This is a genomic window from Paenibacillus sp. LPE1-1-1.1 (genome assembly GCF_040676435.1).
In the GTDB taxonomy this organism is placed as follows: Bacteria; Bacillota; Bacilli; order Paenibacillales; family Paenibacillaceae; genus Pristimantibacillus.
This window is the reverse complement of record NZ_JBEGHY010000023.1, coordinates 822276-836584: the sequence shown is the minus strand read 5'-3', so window position 1 is coordinate 836584 and position 14309 is coordinate 822276. Positions and strand designations below refer to the sequence as shown.

Here is a 14309-nt window from a genome sequence, read left to right as displayed (position 1 = left end):
CATATTAGAAGTAGACAAAGGCGGTGAATGGAATGAGTAACAAAGAAGCGAACGATGTTTTGCATTCTACTCAAATTGTAATTGAACAAGCGCTGCGCAGACTTGGCTATGATCAGGATATGATTGACCTCTTAAAGGAGCCGATGAGGCTGCTTACCGTACGGATTCCGGTTAGAATGGATGATGGAACAACGAAAGTTTTTACGGGTTACCGCTCCCAGCATAATGACGCGGTTGGACCTACCAAAGGCGGCGTGCGGTTCCATCCGGCCGTTTCCGAAAATGAAGTTAAGGCATTATCGATATGGATGAGCTTAAAATGCGGAATTGCGGATTTACCCTATGGCGGCGGCAAAGGCGGAGTCATATGCGATCCCCGCACGATGTCTTTTAGGGAAATAGAACGGCTTAGCCGGGGCTACGTGCGAGCGGTAAGCCAAATCGTAGGACCGAGCAAGGATATTCCGGCTCCGGATGTCATGACGAATTCACAGATTATGGCTTGGATGATGGATGAATACAGCCGGATTCGCGAATTTGATTCTCCTGGATTCATTACTGGCAAGCCCATTGTGCTTGGCGGCTCCAAAGGAAGAGAGACAGCTACTGCGCGCGGGGTAGTGATCATGATTCAAGAAGCGCTCAGCATTAAGCAGATAGAAATGAAAAATGCGCGCATCGTCATTCAAGGCTTCGGAAATGCGGGAAGTTATCTTGCCAAATTCATGCATGAGGCCGGTGCGCGCGTTATAGGTATTTCCGATGTGAACGGAGCGTTGTATAATGAAGAAGGACTCGATATCGAGTATCTGCTCGACCGTCGAGATTCTTTTGGCAACGTGACGAATCTTTTTACACAAACGATTACAAACGCAGAGCTGCTGGAGCTTGATTGCGATGTGCTGGTACCGGCCGCAATCGAGAATCAGATTACGGATCAGAATGCTCCGCGTATCCGGGCATCGATTATTGTTGAAGCCGCAAACGGCCCAACGACGCTTGAGGCTACAAAAATTTTGTCCGATCGAGGCGTGCTGCTCATTCCCGATGTGCTTGCGAGCAGCGGCGGCGTTATTGTATCCTACTTTGAATGGGTGCAAAATAATCAAGGGTACTATTGGGATGAGCAGGAGGTAGACGATAAGCTGAAGCTTATGATGATCCGAGGGTTCAATCAAGTGTACGAAATACACCGCACCCGCAAGGTCGACATGCGGCTGGCTGCATATATGGCCGGCGTGCGCAAATTAGCCGAGGCTGTTCGCTACCGCGGCTGGGTGTAAGAAAGTAGGGACTAAATGCTGTTGTTCTCCGTATTAACCGCAGCTGTTGCGCCTGGCGTAGCACTGCTTACTTATTTATATTTGAGGGACCGCTACGAGGCTGAGCCGATTCACATGGTTGCCAGAATGTTTGTACTTGGCATTCTCGTCGTCGTTCCGATTATGGTTATACAGCGCGGTCTGCAGCTTTGGCTGGGTGACCATTCGATTGTATTTGCTTTTGGCGAATCCGCCGGCGTTGAGGAATTTGTCAAGTGGTTCGTGCTTTACCACGTAATATACAGCCATACCGAATTTGACGAGCCTTATGACGGCATCCTATACGCGGCTTCCATTTCGCTTGGTTTTGCCACGCTGGAGAATGTGTTGTACGCCATATACTCGCCGGCAACTTTTGGCACGCTGCTGGTCCGGGCATTGCTCCCGGTATCCGGCCATGCTTTGTTTGGCATCATGATGGGGTATTACCTAGGCAAGGCAAAGTTTGCTCCCAAGAACAAAAGCGTTTATTTCTTGGGCATTTCCTTGCTCCTGCCGATCCTTTTGCACGGTACCTATGATTGGATCATGATAACCGTCAAGACGAATTGGATGTGGTTTATCGTTCCTTTTATGATCGCTCTATGGGTATGGGGGCTGCGTAAAATGAACCACGCTAATTCACGCTCTCCCTTTCGGTTTTTGGTCCGCGAGGATGAGATTAAACTGTAGTTGATCCGTCCATACTTACATTATATAGCAATGCCTGAAATGACGGCATTCGAATAATGGATGAGGAGGGGCATATGGAGGCTGCAAGAATCAAGGTAACCATCCGGTGCAACGTGTGCGGAGAGAAATTCGTGCTGCGCGGACGAAGAGAAAAGGGCTCGATCGATACCGGCTTTAAGCAATGTATTTGCAATAATGCCAATGACCTGGATATTGAGGAGCACAGCATGTTCTAACGGAAATAAAAGAAGATGTTACAATTAAATAGACGGATGCATAAAGCTCCCTTGGGCAAACCAAACTAAAACCAGGTTTTGCACAAGAAAGGAGCTTTTGTATTATGTACCATCGACTCAGCTCGATCCTATTTCCGATTATGTCCTTGCTTTTCATAGGGGCAATTTACTGGGGCTATCAAGAGCATCAGGAGAAAAACTCGATCCTGATAAAAGCCGAAAACCAGTATCAAAGGGCATTTCACGACTTAACCTTTCACGTCGAGCAGCTGCATCAGCAGCTTGGCACTACCCTAGCGGTTAACTCGACCTCGCAAAGTTACCATCGGAAAGGGCTGGTAAACGTATGGCGGTTAACGAGCCAAGCCCAAAACGAGATCAACCAGCTTCCGTTGACGCTGCTCCCTTTCAATGAAGCGGAAGATTTTTTATCGCGTATCGCAAATTTTGCGTACAAAACGGCAGTCCGTGATTTGAGCAAGCAGCCGCTTACGCCGGACGAGTTTAAAACGATGAAGACGCTGTATGCGAATTCCGAGCAAATTTCAAAGGAATTGATCGGCATGCAAAAAGAGGTGCTTGCAAACAATTTGCGATGGATGGACGTCGAAATTGCCTTGGCCTCTGAGAAATCGAACAATGACAATACGATAATTGACGGTTTCAAAACGGTTGACAAAAAGGTAAGCCAATATCCGGAAATCAACTGGGGACCTTCGGTCAGCAGCATGTATCAAAAGCGGACCATTAAAATGTTGGGCGGAAAAATGGTTACAGCCGAGGATATCAAGAAGCTTGCCGCTAAATTCACCAAAGCACCGAATGCCGAAATCCGCGTTGTTGAAAATGCAAAGGGGACGGAATATGCCTCCTATTCAGCGACGGTGAACGATGGCAAGAACAATAAGCTTCAAATGGATTTTACGCAAAAGGGCGGGCAGCTCATTTGGTTCATGAATTCGCGCGACATTGGCGAGAAAAAAATTGATCTGGAGAAAGCGAGAGCATCGGCTGATGCTTTCCTGGATGAGCATGGCTTCTCGGGTATGAAGGCCGTAAGCTACGATTTGCATAACAATATGGGAGCCTTCACCTATGTCAGTGTCCAAAGCGGCGTGCTGATCTACCCGGATAAGCTGACGGTTAAAGTGGCGCTGGACAACGGTCAAACCGTAGGCTTGCAGGCAAATGACTATGTATACGAGCATCGCAAGCGGAAGCTCCCTAGTCCAATCATAACGAAAGCTGAAGCCAAGAAGGCGCTAAATCCCGAAATGAAAGTTCATAAGGAGCAATTGGCGTTAATCGACAACGACCTGGGCGAAGAAGTTTTATGTTACGAATATACAGGTGAAATCAATGGCTCACTCTATCGCATCTATATAAATTCAGAATCCGGCCTAGAGGAATCGATTGAGGAAATGTCTCCCTACGATTCCAAGGCAGCATCTGACAAATAACGATATGGCTCCCTCTAAATCGACGTGCTATAATGGCATGTAAATGGGGGGGAGCCAATTTGTTGCCTAAATTGAACCAAATGCTGCACTTTCAGATCGCTTCTTCGGATGAAGAGGAAGCATCGATCGAATACAAATCCCGAATTGCCGATGCGCAAGAGGACGGATTTCTTATTGAAGTCCCAATCAGCGAAAAAACAGGGCGGTACAAGCGACTTTTTCTAGGCGATGAGCTTTCTGTTTATTTTGTTTCCGAGGACGGTATCAAAAGTTATTTTGATTCTCACGTGCTCGGATTTAAAGAAGACGGCGTTAAGCTAATCAAAATCCGAAAGCCTGAGCCTGAGCGTATTACAAAGGTTCAACGGCGCAGCTTTCTTAGAGTGCCGGCAGAACTGGAAATCGCTGTAAAGACAGCCAGCAATTTAAGATTCGTTTGCGAGACGGATGATGTGGGCGGCGGAGGAATCTCGTTTATTTGCGACGGGAAATGGCCGCTTTCGTCCGAGCAGCAGCTGGAATGCTGGCTGCTTGTGCCTTATAAAAACGGCAGCATCGAGCATGCTTTTTTCAAAGGGGAAATCGTAAGGGTCGTGGAGCTTGACTCCGGCAGGAAGCAGGCGATGATCAAATATGTCAGTATCAACGACTCCGAGAGACAAAAGGTTATCCGTTATTGCTTTGAGAAGCAGCTTGAATATCGTAACCGTTGAATAACATTTGCGATAATTGGAAAACTACCCGGAAAGAGAAAGGGGTAATTCCAAGTGATAAAAAAGCTGCTTAACAAAAAAAGAAGCCGCAATCAGATCTTAAAGCTGACCGATGACGTTAGCTCGGTATTGCGGAAAATCATTATAACGCTTGTTATTTTATTGGTTTGTTCGCAAGCAGCTTTGCAAAACAATGCGGTTCGGCATTGGCTGACGGGCGTCGATCAGTGGGAAGGAACCCGCTTGAATTGACGCTCGGCTTTTGCATCTGCGTTTATAGTGTGGTATAATTTTCACGTTCGCAGGCAAAGCCTGCTTTTTTCTTGAGAGGTTTGCGTCGCATTCTTACATGCATTCGGCCAGCCGTCTCTACTAAAAGGGGGTTGACCTTAAGTGGTGCATCACGAAGGCGACAGCGACCGTATGAACATTGCGATTGACGGGCCGGCAGGCGCGGGCAAAAGCACGGTTGCGAGAAAAGTCGCCGAGCAGCTTGGATATGTGTACATCGATACCGGCTCTATGTATCGCGCTGTTACGCTCAGCGCCCAGCGAGCGGGAATTGAGGTGTCTCAGACTGCCAAACTTGCTGAACTCGTAAGATCTTTAGAGATTGAACTTGAGCCTGGCGAGCATGGCCAGTCCGTATTTGTGAACGGAGAAGATGTAACCGCATTGATTCGCTCGCGCGAAGTGACGCTTCAGGTGTCACACATTGCAGCGAACGAGACCGTACGTGAGGTTCTCGGAATGTTGCAGCGTAAGCTGGCAGAACGCAAAGGCGTCGTAATGGACGGCCGGGATATCGGTTCGCATGTACTGCCGCAAGCGGAGTTGAAAATTTTTCTGACCGCATCCGTTAAGGAACGGGCACTTCGCCGTTACCGTGAAATAGTGGACAGCCAAAGCATAACGCTCGAGCAATTGGAATCCGAGATTGCCGAACGCGACCGTTTGGACGAGCAACGCGACATTTCGCCGCTCATATGCGCTGCAGACGCTGTTGTGCTCGATAGCACCGCCATGTCAATTGATGAAGTCATTCAGACAATTGTGAAATTAAGCCGAACCAAATTGGCGGAGGCGAAGTAAACTATGTTATATTATATTTTCCGTTTTCTGCTTCGCGTGATGTATACGCTGCTTTTCCGATTGGAAGCTAGGGGTACGGAAAATATTCCTGTCAACGGCCCAGTCGTGCTCGCTTCGAATCACCTAAGCAATTTTGACCCGCCTACGGTAGGAGTCAAGGTAAAACGCAAGGTGTATTTTATGGCGAAAGAAGAATTGTTCAAGGTTCCGGTTTTTGGTCCGCTCATTCGCGCGTTTGGCGCTTTTCCCGTAAAGCGCGGCGGTGTAAGCAAGGATGCCATTAAGTCTGCGATCACTTTGCTGAAGGAAGGCAATGTACTAGGTATTTTTCCGGAGGGCTCCCGCAACAATCAATCTGGCGCGGCCAAGAAGGGCGCAGCCATGATTGCCGTAAGAAGCGGCGCTGCCGTTGTTCCTGTAGCCATTGTCGGCAAGTATAGACCATTTAGCAAAATCGTCGTATGTTACGGCAAGCCTGTCGATCTTACCGCAATTATTGAGGAATCATCTCCAGACATGCTTGAACAAGTAACAGATGCCATTATGGCTCGCATTCGCGAGTTAGCTTCGAACAATCGATAATTTATGTTTTAAATGCTGCTCTCGCTCTAGGCGCTTGCGGATTTAAATAAAGTTGGGGTATGAACTGAGGAGGTTATTTCAATGTCAGAAGAAACTAATTTGCAAGAATCCCAGGCGGAAGAAGTAAGCCAAGACGCTTTGGATAATTTCGTGTCTTTGAAAAAAGGCGATTCCGTTAAAGGTACGATCGTCAAAATCGAAGATAACCAAGCTTATGTAAGCCTTGGATATAAATATGACGGTGTTATTCCGATTCGCGAGCTTTCTGCCGTGCAGATTGAAAACGCTACGGATGCTGTTCAAATCGGTCAAGAGGTTGAGCTTAAAGTGGTTAGCATCGATGACGAGAAAGAGAAGCTTGTTCTTTCGAAGCGTCAAGTTGACGGCGAGAAAGCATGGGATCTTCTTCAAGAACGCTTTGACAACGGCGAAGTATTTGAAGTTGCTGTTGCTGATGTTGTTAAAGGCGGTCTCGTTGCCGATGTCGGCGTTCGCGGATTTATTCCGGCTTCTATGGTTGAGCGTCACTTTGTTGAAGATTTCTCCGATTACAAAGGCCGCACGCTTCGCGTGAAGGTTAAAGAAATCGACCGCGAAAACAACAAAGTCATTCTTTCCCAAAAAGAAGTGCTTGACAGCGAGTTCGAACAAAGCAAGAAGCAAGTCATTGCATCGCTTGAGGTTGGCCAAGAGCTTGAAGGTACGGTTCAACGCCTTACACCATTCGGCGCGTTCGTCGATATCGGCGGTATTGACGGTCTTGTTCACGTTTCCGAGCTTTCATGGCAGCATGTAGCGCATCCGAAGGATGTTGTTTCCGAAGGTCAAGCGGTACGTGTTAAAGTACTTAAAGTTGATCCGGCAGCTGGTAAAATCAGCCTAAGCCTGAAAGCAGCGCAACCAGGTCCTTGGGATTCTGCAGGCGGCCAATTCGCTATCGGCGATATCGTAACAGGTACAGTTCGCCGTATCGTGCCTTTTGGCGCTTTCGTTGAAATTGCTCCTGGCGTTGAAGGACTTGTTCACATTTCCCAAATCGCTCACCGTCACATTGCTACGCCAAACGAGGTTCTTCAAGAAGGTCAAGAAGTACAAGCGAAAGTACTTGACTTCAATCCTTCTGAAAAACGCGTTAGCCTAAGCATTAAAGAAACAGAAGAAGCTCCTGAACAAGCTGCTCCAAGCGCTAGACCGGATAGAGCGCCACGCTCGCCAAAAATCGAGAAAATCGATAATCCGAATGTTAGCCTAAGCAACGAAAGCATGAGCTATTCACTTGCTGAGCGTTTTGGCGACAAACTAAAAAATCTTAAATAATCTTTTTATATGAAAGAGCTATTCCTGCGATTTATCGCAGGAATAGCTCTTTTTTTTTGGTGCATAATAGGGGGTACAAGAGGTGATATCAAGTGAATCCCGGTTTTATGTCGATTTGGATTATGAGTATTACCTTCGTCCTGATCGCGACAGGTTGGAAATCGTATTTGGCTCCAGAGATCAGTGCCCGCTGGATGGCGTTACTTGTTATCGTAATGGTTATGCTGCTTGGAATGCCGCTTTGGTGGTCTCCATTTCCCGAGTATATGCATCTCGAGATCCAGATAAGCGTTTGTTTGCTGCTTTTTATCGGAAGTATGTTGTCCTATAAAAGTTCTGAGCAAGCCAGCTACTTAGGTTATTTAATTTTGTGCACGCTTATGATTTCAATTATATGGGGATTTATTCGCAAGATGTACAGCTATGATCCTGTCTTCTATTGGTTAGGTCCAAATTGGGATGCGCCATTGTTAGCCGGAATTTTTTGCGGGGCATTCACCTCGCAAATAAAACATCAATTTGGGATGATGGTGTGGGGAGCGGTACTCGGTGAAACAGTAAATACAGTGCTCCAATCCGGCTCGTATACGGCTCACATCGGTCATTCAAGCTGGTGGGACAGCTTTTGGATCGCATTCGCGGCAGCTAGATTGTTTAGCCTGCTGCTTAAAGCGATACGTTTAGGAATATCGAAGCTAAGCATAAAGCTTTGGCATATTAAGGGGGGGCGTTCTTCATAATCCAACATTATCTCGTCCAAAATAAGTTTTTGGTAGGCGTTCTGATGGGCATCGCCTTCGGAATTATTTCACGCTTGCTTATGCTTAGAACCGATTATCGACAGTATCCGACATATCCGCATGGACGTATCATCCATATATCACTTGGAGTAATTGCAGCAGCGTTAGGAGCGGTTGCCGTCCCCGCACTGTTCAATAAGGATTATACGGCGATAACCTTTCTTACGCTTGCTGCGCAGCAGTTTAGAGATGTCCGGAAGATGGAACGCGAAACATTGACCAAGATAGACAGCATGGAATTGGTTGGACGGGGATCGACCTATATTGAAGGAATCGCGATGGTATTCGAAGGTCGGAATTATTTAGTAATCATGACCGCGCTGCTTACCAGCCTATTTAGCATCATGGCGAATATTTGGATCGGCATTCTTGCAGGCGCCCTATCCTTGCTCCTTGTAGAAAAGCTAAAGTCAGGAAAAGCGATTTCCCATATCGCAGCGGTACAGGAAGCAGAAGTTAAAGTGGATGGACCGGATTTGTTCGTGGGAGATATTTATATTATGAACGTGGGGCTAAAAGCTAACCAGGACATCATCGCAAAACGGGGAATGGGTTTTATCTTGACGCCTTATAATTCTAACGGAAAAGTGACTATGAGCAATCTAGGACAGCGTCAAGCCATTTTATATGATATGGCTACGATTTTAGGCGTGTACCGGGATGATGGAGAACCTGCATTAATACCGATGGCCAAGCTGGATATGAAGGATGGACGCTTGGCTGTATTTATATTGCCTCAAGAAATGGACGCGGATAAAGGAAAGCAAGTCATCCTGCGAGTCCCGATATTGGAGTCGGCTGTTCGCATGCCAACGGAAGCGTCTGTCAACAAGAAAGGGGCAAGCGATAATGGCTAAAATTGTCGCCGTTGTATCGATGAAGCCGGATGCGGTAGGGGGAGGAGCTCCTATTTTCTTGGTTGAAAATGCGGACAAGCTGGAGGAAACCGCGTTTCTCTTGGAGAAGATATTGGATGCCAGCGCGCATGATTTAAAGAATGGAACAATTATCTTAGTGAATCACCGCTAATATGAAAAGTTAGCCAAGAACGCACTTTTTTGCTATGATGGATAACGTGAGTATTTTTGAAGGAGTGGAAAACAAACTATGGCAAGACCCGTTATCGCTATCGTCGGTCGTCCGAATGTGGGTAAATCCACGATTTTCAATAGGGTCATCGGCGACCGTCTAGCAATTGTTGAGGATAAACCGGGTGTCACGCGTGACAGACTTTACGGCACCGGAGAGTGGAATGGAAAACCGTTCAGCATTATTGATACTGGCGGTATTGAAATTGATGGCGAAGATGAAATCATGAAATCGGTTCGTATGCAGGCTGAACTCGCAATTGAAGAGGCTGATGTAATTATCTTTATGGCTGATGCGAAGTCTGGCTTGACGCATGCGGATGATGAAGTAGCTCAAATGCTTTTCCGTTCAGGGAAGCCTGTCGTGCTCGCAGTTAATAAAGTTGATAATCCTGGCCGTATGGACGAGGTATATGAGTTTTATGGACTAGGCTTTGGACAACCTATTGCGATTTCCGGATCGCACGGTTTAGGCATCGGCGATCTGCTTGATGCGGCAGTCGAGCTGCTTCCCGATCAAACGGACGACGGCTATGATGAAGATGTAATTCGCGTAGCGTTAATAGGACGGCCAAACGTTGGCAAATCCTCGCTTGTTAATGCACTTCTCGGTGAAGATCGGGTCATTGTATCTAATGTTGCAGGCACGACTCGCGATGCGATTGATACGCCGTTTGAACGCGACGGCCAGCGGTATGTTCTAATTGATACGGCCGGTATGCGTAAACGAGGCAAGGTTTATGAATCTACGGAGAAATACAGCGTGATGCGTGCGATGAAAGCGATCGAGCGCGCGGATGTCGTACTTGTCTTGATCAACGGAGAAGAAGGCATTATCGAGCAGGACAAGCATATCGCAGGTTATGCCCATGAAGCGGGAAAAGCCTCGATATTTGTAGTGAACAAGTGGGATGTCGTCGAGAAGGATGAGAAGACGATGCAAGTTTTCTCCCAAAATATCCGCGATCATTTCTTGTTCATGTCGTATGCCCCGATTGTTTATCTATCCGCCTTGACGAAACAGCGCTTACAAAAGCTGCTGCCCGTCGTTAAGCATGTATCGGAACAGCATGCTATGCGCATTCAGACGCATCTGCTTAACGATGTCGTATCGGATGCTGTGGCGATCAATCCGCCGCCGTCTGACAAAGGCAAGCGTTTGCGCATTAATTACGTAACCCAAGTAGCCACCAAACCGCCGACGATCGTTGTTTTCGTAAATGATCCGGAAATCATGCATTTCTCGTATGAGCGTTATTTGGAAAATAAAATTCGTGCAGCATTTAATTTTGAAGGGACGCCAATACGAATATTCTCACGTCGTAAGTCCGAGGAAGATTAGGGGAGAGTAGCTTGTTATATGGAGTAATTGCGGTTGCTTTAAGCTATTTGTTAGGTTCAGTTTCATTCAGTATCGTAATTGCAAAATGGGTCAAAGGCATCGATATCCGTCAGCATGGCAGCGGAAATGCAGGGGCAACGAATACATTGCGGGTGCTCGGCAAAGGGCCGGGCTTACTCGTATTTGTGCTTGATATTGCAAAAGGCGTCGCAGCGGTCTGGATCGGACATGCCCTAGGCGAAAATGATTGGATCCCGGTTTTGTGCGGATTAGCTGCTATCGTCGGTCATAATTGGCCGATCTGGTTCCGCTTCAAGGGAGGCAAGGGGATCGCTACGACTGTCGGTGTTATTGCGACGCTTGCGTTCATCCCCGCGCTATGCGCGGGTGTCGTTGCGATCGCCACGATTGCCGTAACACGTTACGTATCGTTGGGTTCGTTATTGTTTGCCGCTTTAACGCCATTATTCATTTCCATCTTTTATTTTTCCGTACCTTTACTTTGTGCAAGTCTTCTGATATGTATATTTGCTTTCGTACGCCATCGGACGAATATCGTAAAGCTGCTTCAAGGAACGGAAAACAAACTGGGTGCTAAGAAAGGATAGTGAGCGACGCATGACAATCCAGAACGGGGAAAAACCGAAATTTGCAGCTGTGCTTGTCGCCGGGAGCTGGGGCACTGCGCTTGCGTCTGTGCTCGCGAATAACGGCTATCAGGTAAGGCTGTGGACGCGAAGCGCAGTACAGGCGGAGGATATAAACCGCAACCATGTGAACAGCAAGTTTTTGCCGGATGTTCAGCTGCCGGAGCTCATTCAGGCAACAACGGATATGAAGCTTGCGCTTCAGGATGCGGAGTTAGCCTTATTCGTAGCGCCTTCCGGCGCGATGCGCGAGGTAGCAAAGCAAGCAGCTCCTTATTTATCCGACGAAACGCTTGTCGTTCATGCTACGAAAGGTTTTGAGACGGATACGCTGAAGAGGATGACAAATGTTCTCTCGGAAGAGCTAGGCCGCCCGGAAGAGGAATTAGTCGTTCTTTCGGGACCGAGCCACGCGGAAGAAGTGATTTTAAAGCAGCCTACGACGGTTGTTGTGGCATCGGTTAACATTGAAGCGGCTGAGCAAGCACAGGATGCCTTGATGAATACGGATTTCCGTGTTTACACGAATCCCGATGTCGTAGGGGTGGAGGTTGCCGGAGCAATAAAGAATATCATTGCTTTAGGGGCCGGATTGACCGACGGCTTGCAATTCGGCGATAACGCGAAGGCGGCTTTGCTTACGCGCGGTTTGGCCGAAATCGGCAGGTTAGGTACGGCAATGGGGGCAAATCCCCTCACTTTTGCCGGACTTGCAGGCGTTGGCGATCTTGTTGTAACTTGCACGAGCAAGCACAGCCGCAACTGGCGCGCAGGCTACATGCTTGCCGACGGAACGCCGCTTGAAGAGGTGCTTAGCCGCATGGGAATGGTTGTGGAGGGCGTGAGAACCACGCGCGCTGCTTACGAACTGGCGAAGCAATACGAGGTTGAAATGCCGATTACGTTTCAGCTGTACGAGGTTTTATTCGCAAATAAAGCACCGCGGACAGCGGTTGAGCACTTAATGGGCAGACTTAAGACGCATGAAATCGAGGAACTGGGCTAAGGACCAGCGCCTACACCAAACATCCGCCCTCCTCATATGATGCATGGAGCAAGACACATGCGCATCCTGGAGGTGTAGGATATGGCGAAGGATTTTTCCAAAGATATTCTCAACTCGATTAACAAAAAGACCGGCAAGAGTATTTCCGAAAACTCCGTTAAAAAGCTGGCTAACAGCGTTACGGCAGAAACGATGCAAGACGAAGCCGAGCTTCGCAAGCTGATTAAACAGGTGTCGGAAATGGCAAAGGTTAAGGTTGCCGATTCGACCGTTAATGAAATCGTGAAAGCTGTCAAAGCTAGCGGGATGAACGTGAGCAATATGGAAACGCTGATGAAATTTATGATAAAAAAATAATGATCAGCTTCGGCAAAAGCGATAGGCGTTCCGAATTTTAGCATTCGGTGCAGCGACCTGTCAGCTTTTGTCCTTTTTTTTATGCGATGTTATAATGGGTGAGAATTCATTATGATACAGATTAGGAGAATGGAATTACTATGGATGCGATGACAAAAATGTGGGTTTCGCTTTTCGGCATTGGGATGATGGCGATTGCGGCCCTATTAATTACGTTTGCACGTATGAAAACGAAAGGCGCATTGAAATTCGTGCTGTCTCTCATTGCTTTTATTATTTTATTAATCGGATTCGTTTGCGGACTACTATCCATTATTTAACTTGGCCTACATAGGGGACGAAAGATTACTAACGGAAATGAGGATATAGACATATTATGATTGAATTAAAGGGTAGAACCAAAACGGCTGTCGTAGAAGCGGAAGCAGGCTTGTCGCTGCTTGATCTTGCCATGAAACATAATATCGATTGGAGCTTTTCATGCGCACGGGGAACCTGTGCCCGCTGCCGGTGCTTGGTAACGGAAGGCGCGGACCAGCTTGAAGGAATCACGGATGAAGAGTGGGACCGCCTTGAGCCGGAGGAGTTTGAACAAGGCTATCGCTTAGGCTGCCAGGCGATTATCAAATCCGCGGATGCAAAAATTTCAGCTGCAAACAAACCCTATTTCTAATGTTAATGCAGTGGAAGGAAGTGCCGGCGATGACTGAAAAGGAACGCATTCATAATGCGCTGGCAGTCGTGAAAAAAGCTACAGAAGCAAGTTCTGCGAAATGGGTGATTGGCGGAAGCACCAGCCTTATGCTTCGGGGCCTTCCCTTATCCGCTTTGCCGCGTGACTTGGACATTTATTGCGATGAAGAGGACATAGCTGCTATTCATAAAGCGCTGGAGCCTTATGCGCTTGATCAGCCGGCTTTAAGCGAAACTGGCATGTACCGCTCGATTCTGAGTCATTATCTAATCCAAGGTATACAAGTGGAACTGGTCGGAGGTTTCCATGTAAAGGCAAGCGGCAGCCTCTACGTGACCATGGTACGGAATGTGCTGCTCGCGTACTCTGATCGTATCGAAATAAACGAAACGGCTATCGCCGTGCCAGTCGTACCGTTGGCGCATGAGCTGTGGTTTAACTTTTTGCGAGACCGTATGGACCGGGTTGATCTCGTAGCTCAAGCATATGCCAAGGCACCTGCTTTGCATGAGCGTGCCCTGCTAGCCATTGAAGAATGCAATGCGTTCACAACTGAGGCAAAGCGCAGCCTCCATTTAATCATCTCTACTCGAGAGGCCGGTGGTTTGTGATGGATGGAGAGGTAACCTTTTGGCCTTCCGGCAAAACAGTAAAGGTTAAGCGCGGCACAACGCTGCTAGACGCCGCCAGACGCGCGAATATACCGATCCGCACACGCTGCGGAGGCAAAGCCGCATGCTTCATGTGCAAGGTCACCGTGCGGCCAGGGAGCGAGCTTGCGCCGATTGGGGATAATGAGCGCCGTAAGCTTTCCGGCTTAGAAGGCGATCATATTAGACTTTCCTGCCAGGCTAGGGTAGCGGGTAAGGTGGACGTGGAAATTCCGTTGGACCCGCTGCGTGCAGCTGTGGCGCGCCAGCTTGCCCGCCAAGCGGAGGAATCCGATGATTTGTGGTAGAAAGCAAGTTTGTTACACAAACG

The 14309-nt window shown here is 47.8% G+C and carries 20 protein-coding genes; all 20 read left to right on the top strand.

Going from position 1 to position 14309, the window contains the following annotated elements:
• Window positions 1-32: 32 nt before the first annotated feature.
• Complete coding sequence (locus MRBLPE1_RS20525) at window positions 33-1283, top strand: Glu/Leu/Phe/Val family dehydrogenase (protein ID WP_364148934.1); 1251 nt, start codon at window positions 33-35, stop codon at window positions 1281-1283.
• A 15-nt stretch (window positions 1284-1298) separates the two neighbouring features.
• Window positions 1299-1994: a glutamic-type intramembrane protease PrsW gene (prsW, locus tag MRBLPE1_RS20520; RefSeq protein ID WP_364148933.1), complete on the top strand. Its 696-nt coding sequence runs from the start codon at window positions 1299-1301 to the stop codon at window positions 1992-1994.
• Window positions 1995-2068: 74 nt separating this feature from the next.
• Window positions 2069-2230 (top strand): hypothetical protein, encoded by a 162-nt coding sequence (locus MRBLPE1_RS20515; RefSeq protein WP_364148931.1) that lies wholly within the window; start codon window positions 2069-2071, stop codon window positions 2228-2230.
• A gap of 104 nt (window positions 2231-2334) precedes the next feature.
• A complete protein-coding gene (gene ypeB, locus MRBLPE1_RS20510; RefSeq protein WP_364148929.1) occupies window positions 2335-3690 on the top strand; it encodes a germination protein YpeB in 1356 nt (451 codons plus the stop codon).
• A 59-nt stretch (window positions 3691-3749) separates the two neighbouring features.
• Window positions 3750-4403, top strand: a complete 654-nt coding sequence (locus tag MRBLPE1_RS20505; RefSeq protein ID WP_364148927.1) for a flagellar brake protein — start codon at window positions 3750-3752, stop codon at window positions 4401-4403.
• Between the two features lie 54 nt (window positions 4404-4457).
• Entirely contained in the window at window positions 4458-4655 is a 198-nt protein-coding gene (locus MRBLPE1_RS20500) for a hypothetical protein (protein WP_364148925.1), read from the top strand.
• A 171-nt stretch (window positions 4656-4826) separates the two neighbouring features.
• Entirely contained in the window at window positions 4827-5495 is a 669-nt protein-coding gene (gene cmk / locus MRBLPE1_RS20495) for a (d)CMP kinase (protein WP_364149765.1), read from the top strand.
• A gap of 3 nt (window positions 5496-5498) precedes the next feature.
• Window positions 5499-6077, top strand: coding sequence for a lysophospholipid acyltransferase family protein (locus tag MRBLPE1_RS20490; RefSeq protein ID WP_364148924.1), 579 nt, complete (start codon window positions 5499-5501; stop codon window positions 6075-6077).
• A gap of 81 nt (window positions 6078-6158) precedes the next feature.
• Window positions 6159-7394, top strand: a complete 1236-nt coding sequence (gene rpsA, locus MRBLPE1_RS20485) for a 30S ribosomal protein S1 (protein WP_364148923.1) — start codon at window positions 6159-6161, stop codon at window positions 7392-7394.
• A 92-nt stretch (window positions 7395-7486) separates the two neighbouring features.
• Window positions 7487-8134, top strand: a complete 648-nt coding sequence (locus MRBLPE1_RS20480; RefSeq protein WP_364148921.1) for a YphA family membrane protein — start codon at window positions 7487-7489, stop codon at window positions 8132-8134.
• A 44-nt stretch (window positions 8135-8178) separates the two neighbouring features.
• On the top strand, window positions 8179-9051 hold the full coding sequence (locus MRBLPE1_RS20475; protein WP_364148919.1) for a YIEGIA family protein: 873 nt from the start codon (window positions 8179-8181) through the stop codon (window positions 9049-9051).
• Window positions 9044-9223 (top strand): capping complex subunit for YIEGIA, encoded by a 180-nt coding sequence (locus MRBLPE1_RS20470; RefSeq protein WP_364148917.1) that lies wholly within the window; start codon window positions 9044-9046, stop codon window positions 9221-9223. Before MRBLPE1_RS20475 ends, MRBLPE1_RS20470 begins: the two co-directional genes overlap by 8 nt.
• A gap of 78 nt (window positions 9224-9301) precedes the next feature.
• The gene (gene der / locus MRBLPE1_RS20465) at window positions 9302-10624 is read left to right on the top strand and encodes a ribosome biogenesis GTPase Der (RefSeq protein ID WP_364148915.1); all 1323 of its coding nucleotides are present in this window, start codon (window positions 9302-9304) and stop codon (window positions 10622-10624) included.
• 11 nt (window positions 10625-10635) lie between these two features.
• Entirely contained in the window at window positions 10636-11232 is a 597-nt protein-coding gene (plsY, locus tag MRBLPE1_RS20460) for a glycerol-3-phosphate 1-O-acyltransferase PlsY (RefSeq protein ID WP_364148913.1), read from the top strand.
• 10 nt (window positions 11233-11242) lie between these two features.
• Window positions 11243-12277 carry an NAD(P)H-dependent glycerol-3-phosphate dehydrogenase gene (locus MRBLPE1_RS20455; RefSeq protein WP_364148912.1) on the top strand — a complete coding sequence of 345 codons (1035 nt, stop codon included), beginning with the start codon at window positions 11243-11245 and terminating at the stop codon, window positions 12275-12277.
• An 81-nt stretch (window positions 12278-12358) separates the two neighbouring features.
• Window positions 12359-12634, top strand: a complete 276-nt coding sequence (locus MRBLPE1_RS20450) for a stage VI sporulation protein F (RefSeq protein ID WP_364148910.1) — start codon at window positions 12359-12361, stop codon at window positions 12632-12634.
• Window positions 12635-12774: 140 nt separating this feature from the next.
• On the top strand, window positions 12775-12954 hold the full coding sequence (locus MRBLPE1_RS20445) for a DUF2768 family protein (protein ID WP_364148908.1): 180 nt from the start codon (window positions 12775-12777) through the stop codon (window positions 12952-12954).
• A 56-nt stretch (window positions 12955-13010) separates the two neighbouring features.
• Complete coding sequence (locus tag MRBLPE1_RS20440) at window positions 13011-13307, top strand: 2Fe-2S iron-sulfur cluster-binding protein (protein ID WP_364148907.1); 297 nt, start codon at window positions 13011-13013, stop codon at window positions 13305-13307.
• Between the two features lie 29 nt (window positions 13308-13336).
• A complete protein-coding gene (locus tag MRBLPE1_RS20435; RefSeq protein ID WP_364148905.1) occupies window positions 13337-13939 on the top strand; it encodes a hypothetical protein in 603 nt (200 codons plus the stop codon).
• A complete protein-coding gene (locus tag MRBLPE1_RS20430; protein ID WP_364149763.1) occupies window positions 13939-14286 on the top strand; it encodes a 2Fe-2S iron-sulfur cluster-binding protein in 348 nt (115 codons plus the stop codon). The genes MRBLPE1_RS20435 and MRBLPE1_RS20430 overlap by 1 nt, the downstream gene beginning before the upstream one ends.
• The last annotated feature ends 23 nt before the right edge of the window (window positions 14287-14309 follow it).

What these genes read in the sequence shown, in the direction of transcription:
- MRBLPE1_RS20450 (WP_364148910.1), top strand. Translation starts at nt 12,359, where the DNA reads ATGGCGAAGGATTTTTCCAAAGATATTCTCAACTCGATTAACAAAAAG.
- rpsA (WP_364148923.1), top strand. Translation starts at nt 6,159, where the DNA reads ATGTCAGAAGAAACTAATTTGCAAGAATCCCAGGCGGAAGAAGTAAGC.
- MRBLPE1_RS20515 (WP_364148931.1), top strand. Translation starts at nt 2,069, where the DNA reads ATGGAGGCTGCAAGAATCAAGGTAACCATCCGGTGCAACGTGTGCGGA.
- MRBLPE1_RS20445 (WP_364148908.1), top strand. Translation starts at nt 12,775, where the DNA reads ATGGATGCGATGACAAAAATGTGGGTTTCGCTTTTCGGCATTGGGATG.
- MRBLPE1_RS20475 (WP_364148919.1), top strand. Translation starts at nt 8,179, where the DNA reads ATGGGCATCGCCTTCGGAATTATTTCACGCTTGCTTATGCTTAGAACC.
- cmk (WP_364149765.1), top strand. Translation starts at nt 4,827, where the DNA reads ATGAACATTGCGATTGACGGGCCGGCAGGCGCGGGCAAAAGCACGGTT.
- der (WP_364148915.1), top strand. Translation starts at nt 9,302, where the DNA reads ATGGCAAGACCCGTTATCGCTATCGTCGGTCGTCCGAATGTGGGTAAA.
- prsW (WP_364148933.1), top strand. Translation starts at nt 1,299, where the DNA reads ATGCTGTTGTTCTCCGTATTAACCGCAGCTGTTGCGCCTGGCGTAGCA.
- MRBLPE1_RS20430 (WP_364149763.1), top strand. Translation starts at nt 13,939, where the DNA reads ATGGATGGAGAGGTAACCTTTTGGCCTTCCGGCAAAACAGTAAAGGTT.
- MRBLPE1_RS20435 (WP_364148905.1), top strand. Translation starts at nt 13,337, where the DNA reads ATGACTGAAAAGGAACGCATTCATAATGCGCTGGCAGTCGTGAAAAAA.
- MRBLPE1_RS20455 (WP_364148912.1), top strand. Translation starts at nt 11,243, where the DNA reads ATGACAATCCAGAACGGGGAAAAACCGAAATTTGCAGCTGTGCTTGTC.
- MRBLPE1_RS20490 (WP_364148924.1), top strand. Translation starts at nt 5,499, where the DNA reads ATGTTATATTATATTTTCCGTTTTCTGCTTCGCGTGATGTATACGCTG.
- ypeB (WP_364148929.1), top strand. Translation starts at nt 2,335, where the DNA reads ATGTACCATCGACTCAGCTCGATCCTATTTCCGATTATGTCCTTGCTT.
- MRBLPE1_RS20525 (WP_364148934.1), top strand. Translation starts at nt 33, where the DNA reads ATGAGTAACAAAGAAGCGAACGATGTTTTGCATTCTACTCAAATTGTA.
- MRBLPE1_RS20440 (WP_364148907.1), top strand. Translation starts at nt 13,011, where the DNA reads ATGATTGAATTAAAGGGTAGAACCAAAACGGCTGTCGTAGAAGCGGAA.
- MRBLPE1_RS20470 (WP_364148917.1), top strand. Translation starts at nt 9,044, where the DNA reads ATGGCTAAAATTGTCGCCGTTGTATCGATGAAGCCGGATGCGGTAGGG.